General features: G+C 68.6%; 15 protein-coding genes. 12 read left to right on the forward strand and 3 right to left on the reverse strand.

From position 1 onward, the window contains the following. The first annotated feature begins 226 nt into the window (after nucleotides 1–226). From murJ to PPZ50_RS16745, 3 genes are all read left to right on the forward strand, one after another. Nucleotides 227–1,807: a murein biosynthesis integral membrane protein MurJ gene (gene murJ / locus PPZ50_RS16735; protein WP_272815590.1), complete on the forward strand. Its 1,581-nt coding sequence runs from the start codon at nucleotides 227–229 to the stop codon at nucleotides 1,805–1,807. Nucleotides 1,808–1,821: 14 nt separating this feature from the next. After that, a complete protein-coding gene (gene trpS, locus PPZ50_RS16740) occupies nucleotides 1,822–2,826 on the forward strand; it encodes a tryptophan--tRNA ligase (RefSeq protein ID WP_272815591.1) in 1,005 nt (334 codons plus the stop codon). Between the two features lie 71 nt (nucleotides 2,827–2,897). Beyond that, on the forward strand, nucleotides 2,898–4,526 hold the full coding sequence (locus tag PPZ50_RS16745) for an alpha-D-glucose phosphate-specific phosphoglucomutase (RefSeq protein WP_272815592.1): 1,629 nt from the start codon (nucleotides 2,898–2,900) through the stop codon (nucleotides 4,524–4,526). Between the two features lie 330 nt (nucleotides 4,527–4,856). Here the strand turns inward: PPZ50_RS16745 and dnaA are convergent, their stop codons facing one another. The 3 genes from dnaA to mutM form a co-directional block, all read right to left on the reverse strand. Continuing rightward, nucleotides 4,857–6,275 (reverse strand): chromosomal replication initiator protein DnaA, encoded by a 1,419-nt coding sequence (gene dnaA / locus PPZ50_RS16750; RefSeq protein WP_272815843.1) that lies wholly within the window; start codon nucleotides 6,273–6,275, stop codon nucleotides 4,857–4,859. 478 nt (nucleotides 6,276–6,753) lie between these two features. Further along, nucleotides 6,754–7,017, reverse strand: coding sequence for a 30S ribosomal protein S20 (rpsT, locus tag PPZ50_RS16755; protein WP_056459222.1), 264 nt, complete (start codon nucleotides 7,015–7,017; stop codon nucleotides 6,754–6,756). A gap of 93 nt (nucleotides 7,018–7,110) precedes the next feature. After that, nucleotides 7,111–7,923 carry a bifunctional DNA-formamidopyrimidine glycosylase/DNA-(apurinic or apyrimidinic site) lyase gene (gene mutM, locus PPZ50_RS16760; RefSeq protein WP_272815593.1) on the reverse strand — a complete coding sequence of 271 codons (813 nt, stop codon included), beginning with the start codon at nucleotides 7,921–7,923 and terminating at the stop codon, nucleotides 7,111–7,113. 92 nt (nucleotides 7,924–8,015) lie between these two features. Between mutM and PPZ50_RS16765 the strand changes: the two genes are divergently transcribed. Genes PPZ50_RS16765 through PPZ50_RS16805 form a run of 9 tightly spaced genes read left to right on the forward strand, consistent with a single transcriptional unit; the run spans nucleotide 8,016 to nucleotide 15,346 of the window. Beyond that, a complete protein-coding gene (locus PPZ50_RS16765) occupies nucleotides 8,016–8,747 on the forward strand; it encodes a class I SAM-dependent methyltransferase (RefSeq protein WP_066688412.1) in 732 nt (243 codons plus the stop codon). 52 nt (nucleotides 8,748–8,799) lie between these two features. Next, on the forward strand, nucleotides 8,800–10,332 hold the full coding sequence (gene ubiB / locus PPZ50_RS16770; protein WP_272815594.1) for a 2-polyprenylphenol 6-hydroxylase: 1,533 nt from the start codon (nucleotides 8,800–8,802) through the stop codon (nucleotides 10,330–10,332). Then, nucleotides 10,329–11,423 (forward strand): hypothetical protein, encoded by a 1,095-nt coding sequence (locus tag PPZ50_RS16775; protein ID WP_272815595.1) that lies wholly within the window; start codon nucleotides 10,329–10,331, stop codon nucleotides 11,421–11,423. Before ubiB ends, PPZ50_RS16775 begins: the two co-directional genes overlap by 4 nt. Continuing rightward, nucleotides 11,420–12,598: a bifunctional phosphopantothenoylcysteine decarboxylase/phosphopantothenate--cysteine ligase CoaBC gene (gene coaBC, locus PPZ50_RS16780; RefSeq protein WP_066688405.1), complete on the forward strand. Its 1,179-nt coding sequence runs from the start codon at nucleotides 11,420–11,422 to the stop codon at nucleotides 12,596–12,598. The genes PPZ50_RS16775 and coaBC overlap by 4 nt, the downstream gene beginning before the upstream one ends. Then, a complete protein-coding gene (locus tag PPZ50_RS16785; protein ID WP_232307860.1) occupies nucleotides 12,585–13,403 on the forward strand; it encodes an alpha/beta hydrolase family protein in 819 nt (272 codons plus the stop codon). Before coaBC ends, PPZ50_RS16785 begins: the two co-directional genes overlap by 14 nt. Beyond that, nucleotides 13,400–13,837 carry a dUTP diphosphatase gene (gene dut, locus PPZ50_RS16790; RefSeq protein ID WP_272815596.1) on the forward strand — a complete coding sequence of 146 codons (438 nt, stop codon included), beginning with the start codon at nucleotides 13,400–13,402 and terminating at the stop codon, nucleotides 13,835–13,837. The genes PPZ50_RS16785 and dut overlap by 4 nt, the downstream gene beginning before the upstream one ends. After that, the gene (locus tag PPZ50_RS16795) at nucleotides 13,834–14,277 is read left to right on the forward strand and encodes a hypothetical protein (RefSeq protein WP_272815597.1); all 444 of its coding nucleotides are present in this window, start codon (nucleotides 13,834–13,836) and stop codon (nucleotides 14,275–14,277) included. The genes dut and PPZ50_RS16795 overlap by 4 nt, the downstream gene beginning before the upstream one ends. Then, nucleotides 14,274–15,023, forward strand: a complete 750-nt coding sequence (locus PPZ50_RS16800) for a HesA/MoeB/ThiF family protein (protein WP_272815598.1) — start codon at nucleotides 14,274–14,276, stop codon at nucleotides 15,021–15,023. The genes PPZ50_RS16795 and PPZ50_RS16800 overlap by 4 nt, the downstream gene beginning before the upstream one ends. After that, nucleotides 15,011–15,346, forward strand: a complete 336-nt coding sequence (locus PPZ50_RS16805; protein ID WP_272815599.1) for a DsrE family protein — start codon at nucleotides 15,011–15,013, stop codon at nucleotides 15,344–15,346. The genes PPZ50_RS16800 and PPZ50_RS16805 overlap by 13 nt, the downstream gene beginning before the upstream one ends. The last annotated feature ends 16 nt before the right edge of the window (nucleotides 15,347–15,362 follow it).

Genomic DNA, 15,362 nt, shown 5'->3' on the forward strand with positions numbered 1-15,362 from the left:
TCGGCATTCAGACCCTGACTGCCGCCCGCTTCCGTACCCCCGCGCAGGCGGGGGTCCAGAGCCAGGCAAGACGAAGGCTTGCGTATGTTGCCCTGAATCCCCGCCTGCGCGGGGATACGCCAAGGGCTACTTCGCCGAGGTCTCGACCATGTCCGGGATGATGAACGTCGCGGCCCCTCGATCCAGAACGGCACCGGGAACACTGCATGTCGATCGGCCCTAGGGCATGAAACTCGCAAAATCGCTGGGATCGGTCGGCGGGCTGACGCTTGCCAGCCGGGTGCTGGCGCTGGTCCGCGATTCGCTGCAGGCGACGTTCGTCGGCGCGGGCTTCGCGTCGGATGCGTTCCTCGTCGCGTTCCGGCTGCCCAACATGTTCCGCGCGCTGTTCGCCGAAGGGGCGTTCAACGCCGCGTTCGTGCCGCTGTTCAACAAGAAGGTGGCCGAAGGCGACGAGGCCGCCGAGGGACAGGGGCTCAGCGCCGGCATCGCCTTTGCCCGCGACGTGCTCTCGGTGCTGCTGCCGGTGCTGATCGCGGCGACGGTGGTCATGCTGATCGCCGCTTGGCCGCTGACCTATTTGTTGTCGGGCGGGTTCAACGATCCGACGCCCGACCAGTTCGCCTATGCGGTCACGCTGTCGCGGATCACCATTCCCTATCTGTTGCTGATCTCGATCGTGTCCTTGCTGGGCGCGATCCTCAATTCGCTCGATAAATTCTGGGTGAATGCCGCCGCCCCGATCCTGCTCAACGTCGCGATGGTCGCAGGGCTGTTGTTCTTCCACGGGCCGGACGCCTATGCGACGGCGCGGGTGCAGGCATGGGCGGTGACGGCGGGCGGCGCGTTGCAGCTGGGCTGGCTGATGTTCGCCTGCCGCCGCGCGGGCGTGTCGCTCAAACCCCGCCGGCCGCGCATGACCGACGATGTGCGCGCGATGCTGAAGCTGATCGTGCCCGCCGCCGCCGGGGCGGGGGCGATGCAGTTCAACCTGGTCATATCCACCGCGCTGTCGGGCAAGCTGCTCGATGCCGGGTCGATCTCCTACATCTATTATGCCGACCGGCTGAACCAGCTGCCGCTGGGGCTGATCGGAATCGGGCTTGGCACCATCCTGCTCCCCACCATTTCGCGCCAGTTGAGCCGCAAGGACGATGCGGGCGCGATGGATACGCAGAATCGCGGCATCGAACTGGCGCTGCTGCTGACGCTGCCCGCGACCATCGCGTTCCTGACCGTCGCCGAACCGATCATCCGCGCGCTGTTCCAGCATGGCGCGTTCGGGCCGGAGGATACGATCCGCTGCGCCCAGTCGCTCGCCGCCTTCTCGCTGGGACTCCCGGCCTATGTCCTGATCAAGGTGCTGACGCCGGGCTTCTATGCGCGGCAGGATACGCGGACGCCGGTGCGCTTCGCCATGTGGTCGATCGGGATCAACATCGTGCTGAACCTCGCGTTGATCCCGACCGTCGCCCATATCGGCCCGCCGCTGGCGACCGCCGTTGCCGCATGGGTCAATGTCGCGATGCTGTACGTCACGCTCAAACGGCGCGGCCATTTCGCGCTGGACCGGCAGCTGACCCATCGCCTGCCGCGCTTCGCCGTCGCCGCGCTGCTGATGGGGGCGGCGCTGTTCTTTGCCGATACGCTGGTCGCGCCGTGGACGACGGGGGCGGTCGTCACCCGCATCCTCGGCATGGTCGCCCTCGTCGGCGCGGGCGCGATCGTCTATGGCGTCGCCTGCCTTGCCACCGGAGCGTTCCGGCTGGCCGATCTTCGCGCGCTGCTCCGGCGGCGCGCCGCGTAACTAGGAACCCTGCAATGCGTGTCGTCTCCGGCATCCAGACCACCGGCAATCTCCACCTCGGCAATTATCTGGGCGCGATCCGCAACTGGGTGCGGTTGCAGGACCGGATGGGCGCGGACGATGTGTGCCTGTTCTTCCTCGCCGACCTCCATGCGCTGACCGTCACGCAGGACCCAAAGGAACTGGCGTCGAACACGATCGAGATGGCGGCGACCTTGCTGGCGGCGGGAATCGATCCCGACCGTTCGATCCTGTTCAACCAGGCGCGCGTGCCGGCGCATAGCGAGCTGGCCTGGATTCTCGGCGGCACGGCGCGGGTCGGCTGGCTCAACCGCATGACCCAGTGGAAGGACAAGGCCGGCAAGAACCGCGAAGGTGCCAGCGTCGGGCTGTTCACCTATCCGGTGCTGCAGGCCGCCGACATCTTGGCGTACAAGGCGACGCATGTGCCGGTCGGCGAGGACCAGAAGCAGCATCTGGAGCTGGCGCGCGATATCGCGACCAAGTTCAACCTCGATTTCGGGGTCGAGCTGTTCCCGCTGCCCGAACCGATGATCCCGGAGGATACGCCGCGGATCATGAGCCTGCGCGATGGTAGCGCCAAGATGTCCAAGTCCGATCCCTCGGACATGAGCCGCATCAACCTGATCGATTCGGACGAGGCGATCGCGACCAAGTTCCGCAAGGCGAAGACCGACCCCGAACCGCTTCCGTCCGAGGTCGCGGGGCTGGCGGAACGGCCCGAGGCGCGCAACCTCGTCACCATCTATGCCGCACTGTCGGGACAGACGCCGCAGGACGTGCTCGGGCAGTTCGGCGGACAGGGATTCGGCGCGTTCAAGCCGGCGCTGGCCGATCTGGCGGTGGCGAAGCTGGGGCCGATCCGCGACCGGCTGGTCGCGCTGCTCGACGACCGGGTGGCGGTCGGCGCGACGCTGGCCAAGGGCGCGGCCAGGGCCGAGGCGCTGGCGCGGCCGACGCTGCTGGCGGCGCAGCAGGCGCTCGGCCTGCAAGTCTGAGCCTGATTTCACTGTCATAGTCAAAGTCGGCGCGATATGCGCTCCTCGTTATACCAAACGAGGAGCCGCTCGTGACCAGCACCGTCGAAACCACGCCCTTTACCGACCAGAAGCCCGGCACGTCGGGCCTGCGCAAGAAGGTGCGGGTGTTCCAGCAGCCGCATTATGCCGAGAACTTCATCCAGTCGGTGTTCGACGTAGTGGAGGGCGAGGACGGTGCGACGCTGGTGATCGGGGGTGACGGGCGCTACCTGAACCGCGAGGTCATCCAGACCGCGATCCGCATGGCCGCCGCCAACGGCTTCGCGCGGGCGATCGTCGGACAGGGCGGCATCCTCTCGACGCCTGCCGCCTCCAACGTCATCCGCACGCGCGGCGCGATCGGCGGCCTCGTCCTGTCGGCCAGCCATAATCCCGGCGGGCCGGACGAGGATTTCGGCATCAAGTACAATGTCTCGAACGGCGGCCCGGCGCCGGAGAGCTTCACCGACGCGCTCTATGCCCGTACGCTGGAAATCGACCGCTACGTCATCAGCGACATAACCGATATCGACCTCGACACGCTCGGCGAGACGACCGTCGACGGCCTGACCGTCGAGGTGATCGACCCCGTCGCCGCCTATGCCGAATGCATGGAAGGGCTGTTCGACTTCGCCGCGATCCGCGACCTGATCGCCGGCGGCTTCCGCCTGTCGTTCGACGCGATGCACGCGGTCACCGGCCCCTATGCGACCGAGATCCTCGAGCGTCGCCTGGGTGCCGCCACCGGCACCGTCGTCAACGGCGCCCCCCTGCCCGATTTCGGCGGCCATCACCCCGACCCCAATCTCGTCCATGCGCATGAACTGTACGAGCGGATGATGGGCGACGACGCCCCCGATTTCGGCGCGGCATCGGACGGTGACGGTGACCGCAACCTGATCATCGGGCGCGGCATTTTCGTGACGCCCTCCGACTCGCTGGCGGTGCTTGCGGCCAACGCCCACCTCGCCCCGGCGTACAAGGACGGCATCGCCGGCATCGCCCGCTCGATGCCGACCTCCGCCGCCGCCGACCGCGTGGCGCAGGCGCTGGGCGTGCCGCTCTACGAAACCCCGACCGGCTGGAAATTCTTCGGCAACCTGCTCGACGCCGGTCTTGTCACCATCTGCGGCGAGGAAAGCGCGGGCACCGGATCGAACCATGTCCGCGAAAAGGATGGCCTCTGGGCAGTCCTGCTGTGGCTCAACATCCTCGCCCGCCGCCGCCAGCCGGTGGCCGAGATCATGGCCGACCATTGGGCGCGCTATGGCCGCAACTATTATGCGCGCCACGATTATGAGGGCGTCGAACAGGCCGGCGCCGACGCGCTGATGACGTCGCTGCGCGACCGTCTGGCGACGCTGCCCGGCACGACGATCGGCGACCTGACCATCTCGGAAGCCGACGACTTCGCCTATCACGATAGCACCGACGGATCGGTCAGCCGCAAGCAGGGCATCCGCATCCTGTTCGCCGATGGCTCGCGCATCGTGTTCCGCCTGTCGGGCACCGGCACGCAGGGCGCGACGCTGCGGGTCTATATCGAGCGCTACGAGCCGGCGGACGGCGATCTGGCGCAGCAGACCGGCGACGCGCTCGCCCCGCTGGTGGCGGCGGCGGAGACGGTGGCGTCGATCCGGGAGCATACCGGGCGGAACGAGCCGGACGTCGTTACGTAAGAAATTGGGTTCACGCGGAGGCGCGGAGGCGCGGAGGGAGTGCGATCGGGGCACCTCCTCCGCGATCGGGAGATGCTTGCGCTAGCGATAGCCCTAGGGGTGAGGCTGCTGCCGCGGCAAGGCGCCTGCCCGACGCGCACACGCTCCGCGCCTCCGCGTGAACCCTTCTGCCCCCTTCCCCCGCAATCCGTTCGGTTCGAGCAGCTTCGAGCTTGTCGAGAAGCGTCTGTCGAGAACTTGGTCGTTTGGGGCACCCCCTTCTCGACTTCGGTTCTCAACAGGCTCGAACCTGCGCTCGAAGCAAACGGCAGTGGCGTTGGGTAAGGGGCTTCAGCCTTCGAGCGAGCGCATCAGCGTACGGACCGCCGCGTCGATTTCGCGATCCACCCCACGCAGTTCCTCGATCCGCCGAACCGCATGGATCACGGTCGAATGGTCGCGATTGCCGAACTTGCGGCCGATCTCCGGCAGCGACCGGGTGGTCAGCCGCTTGGCGAGATACATCGCCACCTGACGCGGTCGCGCGATCACCTGTGCGCGGCGCGCCGATACCAGGTCGAGCTGCTTCACCTCGAAATGCGCTGATACCGCGCGCTGGATATCGTCGATCGTAACCCGCTTGGCCGGCCCCGCCAGCATCTCGCCCAGCGTCGCATGGGCAAACGCCATGTCGATCGTCTCACCGGTCAGCGAGGCATAGGCGACAAGGCGGTTGAGCGCGCCTTCCAGCTCGCGCACGCTGCCGCGAATCCGCCCGGCGAGCAGGTCGATCACATCCTCCGGCACCGCGGTACCCGGCACCTCGGCCAGCTTGGCGGCCAGGATTTCGTGACGCAGCTCGGTTTCGGGCGTCTTGATATCGGCGACCAGACCGCCGCCCAGCCGCGACAGCAGCCGCGGGTCGATCCCGTCGAGCAGCGCCGGCGAGCGGTCGCAGGCGATCACCACCCGCTTGCCCGCGTCCATGAACGCGTTGATCGTGTGGAGGCATTCCTCCTGCGTGGCGTCCTTCCCGGCAACGAACTGCAGGTCGTCGATCATCAGCAGGTCGACGCCGCGCAGCCGCGCCTTGAAGCTGTGCGTGTCGCGCGCGCGCATCGCCGCGACGAATTCGAACATGAACCGCTCGGCCGGCAGATAGACCGCGCTCGCACCCGGATCGGCCTCGAGGAAGGCATGGCCGATGGCGTGCATCAGGTGCGTCTTGCCCAAGCCCGTGGCGCTGTGGAGGAACAGCGGGCTGAAACGCGGCACGCCCGGTTCGGCCAGCGCCTTAGCCGCGTTGAACGCCACGCGATTCGACGGCGCGACCACGAACCGGTCGAATCGATAGCGCGGGTCGAACGCCGGACGCTCGGCCGGGGCACGCTGCGGCACGGCGGGCATCGGTGCGGCGGCGGCCGCCGCCATCAGCGGCAACGGCGCTTCGGCCGGTGCCGAATCGAACAACGGAGCGGGCGGAACGATTCGGGTGGGCAAGGCGGTGGCGGTTTCGACGGTGACGTCACGGACATGGGGCAGCTGGGCACGGAATTCATGCGCCAAGCGCTCGGCATAATGGTTGCGGACCCAATCGGTCATGAAGGCCGATGGCAGCGTCAGGCGGACCACGCCGTCGCCATCGGGCGCGACCAGCTCCATCGGCTTCAACCACCGGTCGAACAGTCGCTGCCCGGCGGACACGCGCAGGTTCTGGCGCACGCGGGCCCAAGCCGCTGCCACCTCCACCTGTTCATGATCCACCGGCATCGTCACTGAAACATACCTCTCCCGCGCCGGGAAGCATGCCTCCCGGCCCTGTCGGTCCGTCGTCTAAAAATCCCCCCTCGACCGCGCCGAAGCGTCGGTCGCACGCGAAGATTCGCGTGGGCCCCTGCTCGCCACGAGTGCGTCGGGGAGTGCTGTTTAGGAACCGGAATGCGCTTCGATCAAGTCATCAAACCGAAATAAAGGCAGTTGACACGCCCCCAGCCGCAGAAATGCGTCGGATTTCTTTTTTATGGTTCAATAACAATATGTTAAGCGCAAGTTCGCGCCGTGAATCAGCGGAATCCTAGGATTTCCGCCATTTCCCGAAGGCTTGATTCGACGTGGGCTCGCGGAACCAATTTGGGGATGGTTGGCCGGCATCGATACCATAGCGCGCTTGGCATAGGCCGAACGCAACAAACCCCGCCGGCGCTATGGCCGACGGGGTATCCTGCTTGCCGACAATGGCCTTACGCGATCAGGCGATCGCGCCGACGGCCTTGGTCAGACGCGAGAACTTGCGGCTCGCGGTGTTCTTGTGCAGCACGCCCTTGGCGACGCCACGGGCCAGTTCCGGCTGGACGTTCGCCAGCGCGGTGGTGGCTGCTTCGCGGTCGCCGGCGACGATCGCTGCCTCGACCTTCTTCACGAAGGTACGGATGCGGCCGACGCGCGCACCATTGATTTCCGCACGACGCGCATTGCGCCGGATACGCTTCTTCGCCTGTGGCGTATTCGCCATGCCGTCCTCGACTCTCGCAAATGATTGGTGCCGATCGAGTAGATCCCGACCGGAGAAGGTGCGCCCCTTAAACGCTTAAGCCCGCGCGGTCAACTATTGCTGGCATGTCCGGCACCAGAAGGTGGAGCGCCCGCCATCGACCCGGCGCTCGACCGTGCCGCCGCACGGACACCGCTCGCCTTCCCGGCCATAGACCCGGAATTGCTTCGAAAAATAGCCGAGCTCGCCGTCCGGCCGGGCATAGTCGCGCAGGGTCGACCCGCCCGCCTCGATCGCTGACAACAGCACCGCGCGAGTCGCATCGACCAGTGCCGCGAGCCGTTCGGGCGCGATCTGTCCTGCCGGCCGGGTGGGGGCGATTCGCGCGACGTTCAGCGCCTCGCAGACATAGATATTGCCGAGTCCCGCGACGATCCGCTGGTCGAGCAGCAGCAGCTTCACCGGCGCGATCCGCCCGGCGAAGCGGCGTTCCAGATGCTCGGCGGTGAAGTCCGGTCCCAACGGCTCGGGCCCCAAGGCGAGGAACGGCGGCCATGCCGGCACCTCGGCGGTCGGCATCAGGTCGACCGAACCGAAGCGGCGCGGGTCGTTCAGCACCACCTGCCGCCCCGCCGCCGTTTCCAGCACGAGATGATCGTGGACCAGCGGCTCCTCCGGGTCGACCCGCCAGCGCCCCGACATGCCGAGGTGGAAGATGAAGCTGTCGCCGCGATCGGTATCGATCAGCCCATATTTGGCCCGGCGCGAAAGACCGGTCACCGTCGCCCCGGTCAGCCGCTGGCCCAGATCGACCGGTATCGCCCGACGCAGGTCGGCGCGGTTGGCGACGACGCGGGTCAGCCGCTGGCCGTGCAGCACGGGGGCGAGGCCCCGGACGGTGGTTTCGACTTCGGGCAGTTCGGGCATGGGATCCTGACGATCGGGACGGTACGCCCCTTGGTGCAAAGAAAGCTAGGTTCGGTTTGCCCCCGCCACAAGGCGCGGCTAGGGCTGTGCCCATGAACGACACGGTATCCTTCGGTTACGAAGACGTAGCCCCCGATGAGAAGACGCGGCGCGTCGGCGATGTGTTCGCGAGCGTCGCTGCCCGCTACGACCTGATGAACGACGCCATGTCGGGGGGCATGCACCGGTTGTGGAAGGACCGGTTCGTCGCGCGGGTGAAGCCGGGCAAGGGCGAATCGATCCTCGACATGGCCGGCGGCACCGGCGACATCGCGTTCCGCATGGCGAAGCACGGCGCGGCCATCACCGTCGCCGACATCAACCCGGCGATGCTGGGCGTCGGCATGGAACGCGCCGAAAAGCGCGGGATCGACGGCCTCGTCTGGTCCGAACAGAATGCCGAGACGCTGGATTTCGCCGATCGCAGCTTCGATGCGTACACGATCGCGTTCGGCATCCGCAACGTGACCGACATCCCCAAGGCCCTGCGCGAAGCGCACCGCGTGCTGAAGCGCGGCGGGCGGTTCTTCTGCCTCGAATTCTCGACCGTCACCTGGCCGGGCTTTGCCGATGTGTACGACCAATATTCGCACAAGCTGGTGCCAAAGCTCGGCAAGCTGCTGGCGAATGACGAGGACAGCTATCGCTACCTGATCGAATCGATCCGGCGCTTTCCCGACATGCCGACCTTCGAGCGAATGATCGCCGATGCGGGCTTCATCCGCACCCGGGTCGAACCGATCATGGGCGGGCTGGTCGCGATCCATAGCGGGTGGAAGATTTGATGCCGAAGGCATCAAACCCCCGCGCAGGCGGGGCTCCAGGGCCAAAGGCAGCATGACCTCGACGCTCACCCACACATGGCGCATCCTGAAATGGGGCCGCACGCTGGCGCGGCACGGCGCGCTGATCGATATCGAGCGCAACCCGCGCACGCCGCCGCGCCTGCGCCGCGTGGTGCGCCTTGCCCGGTTCGGCGCGCGCGTGCCGAAGACCCCGCGCTATGCCGAGGCGTTCGCCGCGCTGGGTCCGGCGGCGATCAAGCTCGGCCAGACGCTCGCCACCCGCCCCGATCTGGTCGGCGAGGCGGTCGCGCAGGATCTGCTGTCGCTGCAGGACGCCCTGCCCCCGCTGCCCTGGGACGTGGTGCGCCCGGCGATCGAATCGGGCCTGGGCCAGCCGATCGAGGCGCTGTTCGCCTCCATCGAGGAAAGCCCGGTCGGTGCCGCCTCGATCGCGCAGGTCCACCGCGCGATCACCACCGATGGCCGCCGCGTCGCGGTCAAGGTGCTGCGGCCGGGCGTCGAGGCGCAGTTCTTCGACGCGATCGACACCTATGAATGGGCCGCCGCCCGGCTGGAGACGATGGGCGGCGAGCTGAAGCGTCTGCGCCCGCGCCTCGTCATCGAAACGATGAAGCGCTGGACCGCGCGCGAACTCGACCTGCGTCGCGAAGCCGCCTCCGCCTCCGAACTGGCCGACGGCATGGAGGCCGAGCCCGACTTCACCGTCCCCGCGATCGATTGGCAGCGCACCACGTCCAAGGTGCTGACCACCGAATGGATCGACGGGATCAAGCTGTCGAACCGCCCCGCGCTGATCGCCGCCGGCCATGACCTGAACGCGATGGCGACCCGCCTCGTCCGCGCCTTCCTGCGACAGGCGATCGCCGACGGCTTCTTCCATGCCGACATGCACCAGGGCAATTTGTTCGCCTTGCCCGACGGGCGCATCGCCGCGATCGATTTCGGCATCATGGGCCGGATCGACCGGCGCGCGCGGGTGTGGCTGGCGGAGATTCTCTACGGCCTGATCACCGGCGACTATAAGCGCGTCGCGGAAATCCATTTCGAAGCGGGCTATGTGCCGGCGCACCACAATGTCGCCGAATTCGCCACCGCCCTGCGCGCGGTGGGCGAACCGATGCGCGGCCTGGCGGTCAAGGACATGTCGGTCGGCATGATGCTCGATTCGCTGTTCAACATCACCCGCGATTTCGACATGCAGACCCAGCCGCACCTGTTGCTGCTGCAAAAGACGATGGTGATGGTGGAGGGGGTTGCGACCGCGCTCGATCCCGATATCAACCTGTGGGAGACGGCGGCACCGTTCGTGCGCGGCTGGATCCGCGACGAGCTGGGGCCGGAGGCGATGGTCGCCGACCGCATCGTCACCGACCTGCGCACCTTTGCCCGGCTGCCCGACCTGATCCGCAATATCGAGGCACGCTATCCCGCCCCCGGCGGCGCCCCGCCCTCTCCGCCGCTGCCCGATATCGCGGTGGTGAAGGTCGGCGGCGGTTGGCGCTATGGCCTCGTCGCCCTGGCGAGCGGAGCGGCCGGCGCGGCGCTGGTACAGCTGCTGGGATGATCCGCCCGCGGCCACCGCTGTGGCTGTCGTCGCCCAGCCGGTTCGCAGGAGTGCGGCCGGCCATGGCGCTGGTGCTCCTGCTGCTCGGCATCGCCCTGTTGCTGACGGCATGGATGCGGCCGGTCGAGGATGTCGGCACCCGCGCCGGGGGACAGGGCGACCTCGGCCTCTACGGCGCGGTGATCGACGGGTTGCGGCGCGGCGGCGACTATTACGGCGTCATCGCGACCGAATTTCGTGCAGCCGGCTATCCGCTGCGCCCGTTCACCGCCGTCCGCCTGCCGACGCTGACCGTGATTCAGGCGGCCCTGCCCGATATGGTGTCGGTCGTGCTGCTGGTGCTGATCGCCGCCGCGACCGGTTTCGCCTGGACCCGGCGGATCGGCGACTGGTTCGATCGCGGCCCGCCGCGCATCACCGCGCTGTTCCTGCTCGCCGGCGGCATGGTCGCCTTCGTCCAGCCGGCGCTGGTCCATTTCCATGAGCTGTGGGCCGGGCTGCTGGTCGCATGGTCGCTCGCCATCCGGCGTGCCGATCGCTGGATCGAGGCCGTCGCGCTGGCACTGTGCGCGATGCTGATTCGGGAGACTGCCGCGCTCTATGCCGTCGTCATGCTTCTCGCCGCGCTGGTCGGGCGGCAGCGGCGCGAGGCGCTGGCATGGGGTGCGATCCTGCTGCTGTTCGTCGCCATCCTGTCGCTCCACGCCCGCGCGATCGCCATGGTGTCGGGGCCGCTCGACATGAGTGCCGCTGCCTGGGGCGGCTGGCACGGCCCCGCGCTGTTCGCATCGGGCATGGCGCGCTCGACCGCGCTGACCATGCTGCCCTGGTGGCTAGGCGCGCCGCTGGCGATGCTCGCGCTGGTCGGCTGGGCGGCGGCGCCGGGGCCGGTCGGCGTGCGCGCGGCGGCGACGTTCGGCGTCTTCGCCCTGTTGATCGCGGCATTCGCACGGACCGACAGCTTTCACTGGGTACTGATCGCCGCGCCCGCCTATCTGGTCGGCATGGCCTTTCTGCCCGATGCCTTGCGCGATCTGACGCGCACCTTGCTCGACAGGCGGCGCGTTCGGGTGCAGAGGATTACCCGATGACACGCATATTGCTGATCGTCGGTGGGGGCATCGCCGCCTATAAGGCGTGCGAGCTGATCCGCCTGCTGCGCGGGGCCGGGCACAGCGTCCGCTGTGTCCTGACCGATGGCGGCGCGCAGTTCGTGACACCGATGACGCTCGCGGCGCTGAGCGAACAGCCGGTCCATACCAGCCTGTGGGACCTGAAGGACGAGGCGGAGATGGGCCATATCCAGCTCAGCCGCCAGGCCGATCTGGTCGTGGTCGCACCTGCCACCGCCGACCTGATGGCGCGCATGGCCGCCGGCGTCGCCGACGATCTCGCCACCACCTTGCTGCTCGCGACCGACAAGCCGGTGCTGGCCGTGCCGGCGATGAACGTGCGCATGTGGCAGCATCCCGCGACCGTCCGCAACGTCGCGACGCTGCGCGGCGACGGCGTGAGCGTGATGGACCCGGACGAGGGCGCGATGGCGTGCGGCGAATATGGCCCCGGCCGCCTGCCCGAACCGGCGGCGATCGTCGCCGCGATCGAATCACTGACCGCGCCCGCTGCGCGACAGACGCTGGCCGGACGGCATGTGCTCGTCACCGCCGGCCCGACGCATGAGGCGATCGATCCGGTCCGCTACCTCGCCAACCGTTCCTCGGGGAAACAGGGTTTTGCCATCGCCGCCGCCTGTGCCGCGCGCGGGGCGCGGGTGACGCTGATCGCCGGTCCGGTGACCCTCCCCACGCCCGGGGGCGTCGACCGCGTCAATGTCGAATCGGCGCGCGACATGGCGAACGCCGTTGCGCAGGCGTTGCCGGCCGATGCGGCGGTGATGGTCGCCGCCGTCGCCGACTGGCAGGTGGAGGCCGCGCCATCGAAGCTGAAGAAGGGCGACGGCCCGCCGACCCTGACGCTGCTGCCCAATCCCGACATCCTCGCGATGCTCGGCAAAAGCCCGCGTCGCCCGCGGCTGCTGGTCGGCTTCGCGGCGGAAACCGACGACGTGCTGGCGCATGCCACCGCCAAGCGGATCGCGAAGAATGCTGACTGGATCGTCGCCAACGACGTATCGGGCGATGTGATGGGTGGCGACCGCAACAGCGTCCACCTCGTCACCGCCGACGGCATCGACCATTGGGCCGATGCGCCCAAGAGCGACGTCGCCGGTCGACTGGCCGACAGGATTGCCGATGCGCTGGCTTAGCCCCCTCCTCCTGCTCGCCGCCGCCGGATGTGCGACGCATGGCACGTCCTCCGCACCGTCCGCGCCTGCCCTGGCCGGGCAGAGCTTCGGCCCCGCCGCGCCGCGCGACGTCCGCACGCTGGTCGTCTTGCTGCATGGCGATGGCGACGGCGCGGTTCCGGCGACCTTCACCGGTGCCGCGCACCGACTGGCCGACGCGATCCCGCACGCGCGCGCCATCGCGCTGCTGCGGCCGGGCTATCATGACGATGCGGGCAATCATTCCCCCGGATCGCGCGGCGGCACCGGCGGCGACAGCTACACCGCCGACCGGATCGCAGCGGTGGCCGATACGATCAGGAGATGGCGGGATCGCTATCCCCAGGCGCGGACGATCCTCGTCGGGCAATCGGGCGGCGCGGCGATGGCGGCGGCGCTGGTCGGCCTCCGCCCCGGGCTGGTCGACGGCGTCGTGCTCGCCGGCTGTCCGTGCATGTTACCCGAATGGCGCAAGTTCCGCGCGAAACAGGGCCATGGCGGCTTCGCCACGCCGGTCGACAGCTTCGACCCGTTGATGACGGTCGGCGGGGTCGCCCCGGTCACCCGCGTCGCGCTGCTGGTCGGTGCCAACGACAGCGAGACGCCGCAGCGTTTCTCGCGCGCCTATGCAGAGGCACTGGCACTGCGCGGCATCGCCACCGATTATCGCGTGCTGCCGGGACGCGGCCATGACCTGCTCGACGACCCCGACCTGATCGACGCGGTGCGCCGCATGTCCGCCGACCCCGCCCCCGTACCGGTCCGGAACGCGATGGTGACCCCGTGATCGCGCTGCAGATCCTCCGCCTGCCCCATGGTGCCGGCCTGCCGCTGCCCGCCTATGCCACCGCCGGCGCGGCGGGGATGGACGTCGTTGCCGCCGAGGATGTCGAACTGGCCCCCGGCGCACGTCACGCCGTCGCCACCGGCTTCGCCATGGCGATTCCGGAGGGCTATGAGGTACAGGTGCGCCCGCGCTCGGGCCTGGCGCTCAAGCACGGCATCACCTGTCTCAACACCCCCGGCACGATCGACAGCGACTATCGCGGCGAGGTGAAGGTGATCCTCGCCAATCTCGGGCAGGAACCGTTCCGCGTGGTGCGCGGCGAACGCATCGCACAGCTGGTCCCGGCCGAGGTCACCCGCGCCACCCTCACCGAAGTCGACCTGCTCGACGATACCGTGCGCGGGGCGGGCGGGTTCGGATCGACCGGCCGATGATGCCCTTCGCCCTGCTCGGCCTTACCGCCCAGCTGGTGCAGGCGTCGCCTCTGGTCGCACCGTCGCCGCCCATCGCGCCGCAGCCTGCGCCGCTGGCCCGGTCGCCGATCGACTGGAGCGCGCTGCCGCCGCTGCCCTATCGCCGCACCCCGCATCCGACACCGCGCATGGCCGCCTTCGTCCAGTCCGAAATGCGCCGGACCGGCTGTCCCCGCCCCGCCCCGGTCGGCGGCCGCCTGCAGGTACAGGTCGATGTCGCGGTGCTGATCGGCGAGGATCATGTCGTCCGCGCGACGATCCCCCGCGCGATCAACTGCCCGACCGTCGAACAATATGCCGCCGGGCTGGTGGTCAGCTATGCGCGCGGCAATCTGGTGCCCCGCTTCGTCGGCGCGGGCAACTGGTATCGCGCCGTGCTGCTGTTCGACTGGGCCGAATGACCTTCTCCGACGCCGAACTCGATCGCTACGCCCGCCACCTCGTCCTGCGCGAAGTTGGCGGTGCCGGACAGGCTGCGCTGAAGGCCGCGCGCGTGGTCGTGATCGGCGCGGGCGGCATCGGATCGCCCGCTTTGCAATATCTTGCGGCGGCCGGGGTCGGCACGCTGGTCGTGATCGACGACGACCGGGTCGATGCCAGCAACCTGCAACGCCAGACGCTGTTCACCGGTGACAACATCGGTGCGCAAAAGGTCACGGCGGCAGCATCCGCCATCGCCCGAATCAATCCGTTCGTCGCAGTAGAGCCACGCTCCGTCCGAATTGACGCCACCAACGCCGCCGATCTGCTCGCCAACGCCTCCGCCATACTCGACGGGTGCGACAACTTCGCAACCCGCCTCACCGTCGCCGACACCGCCCTCGCCGCCCGTATCCCCTTGATATCGGCCGCTGTCGGCCAGTTCGAAGGGCAATTGGGCGTGTTCCGCGGCTGGGAACCGCACCTCCCCTGCTATCGCTGCTTCGTCGGCAACGACCCCGCGCGCGCCGACGCCAGCTGCGCCGACCAGGGGGTGCTGGGCGCCCTGACCGGCATCCTCGGCAGCATGGCCGCGCTGGAGGTCATGCGCGCGATCATCGGCTTCGGCGAGGACCCTGCGGGCAAGCTGCTGATCGCCGACCTGCTCGCCTTCCGCTTCCGCACCCTGACCCTGCCCAAGGACCCCGGCTGCCGATGCGCGGGCTGACGGTTGTCGTCGCCGGTCCCGATCCGGACCGGCTGCGCGTCGCGCTGACCATGGCCTGCGCCGCCGCCGCGCTGGGCGGACGTGCCCAAGTCTATCTGCATGAAAACGCAGTCGAGTTACTCGCGACCGATGCCACCGCGCCGGAAGGCCTGCCGAGCCTGAACGACCTCCGCGCCATCGCGACCGACAGCGGCGTGGACCTGATCGCGTGCCAGACCGGCCTCGCGCTCGCCGGCCTGTCCGCCGACACGCAAAGGGTCGCGGCAGGCGGTCTGATCGACCTGCTCGCGACCCTCGGGGATGACCGGCTGGTCACCCTGTAGCGGCGGGAGCCTCGGC

This window comes from Sphingomonas hankookensis, from assembly GCF_028551275.1.
Classification (GTDB): domain Bacteria; phylum Pseudomonadota; class Alphaproteobacteria; order Sphingomonadales; family Sphingomonadaceae; genus Sphingomonas; species Sphingomonas hankookensis_A.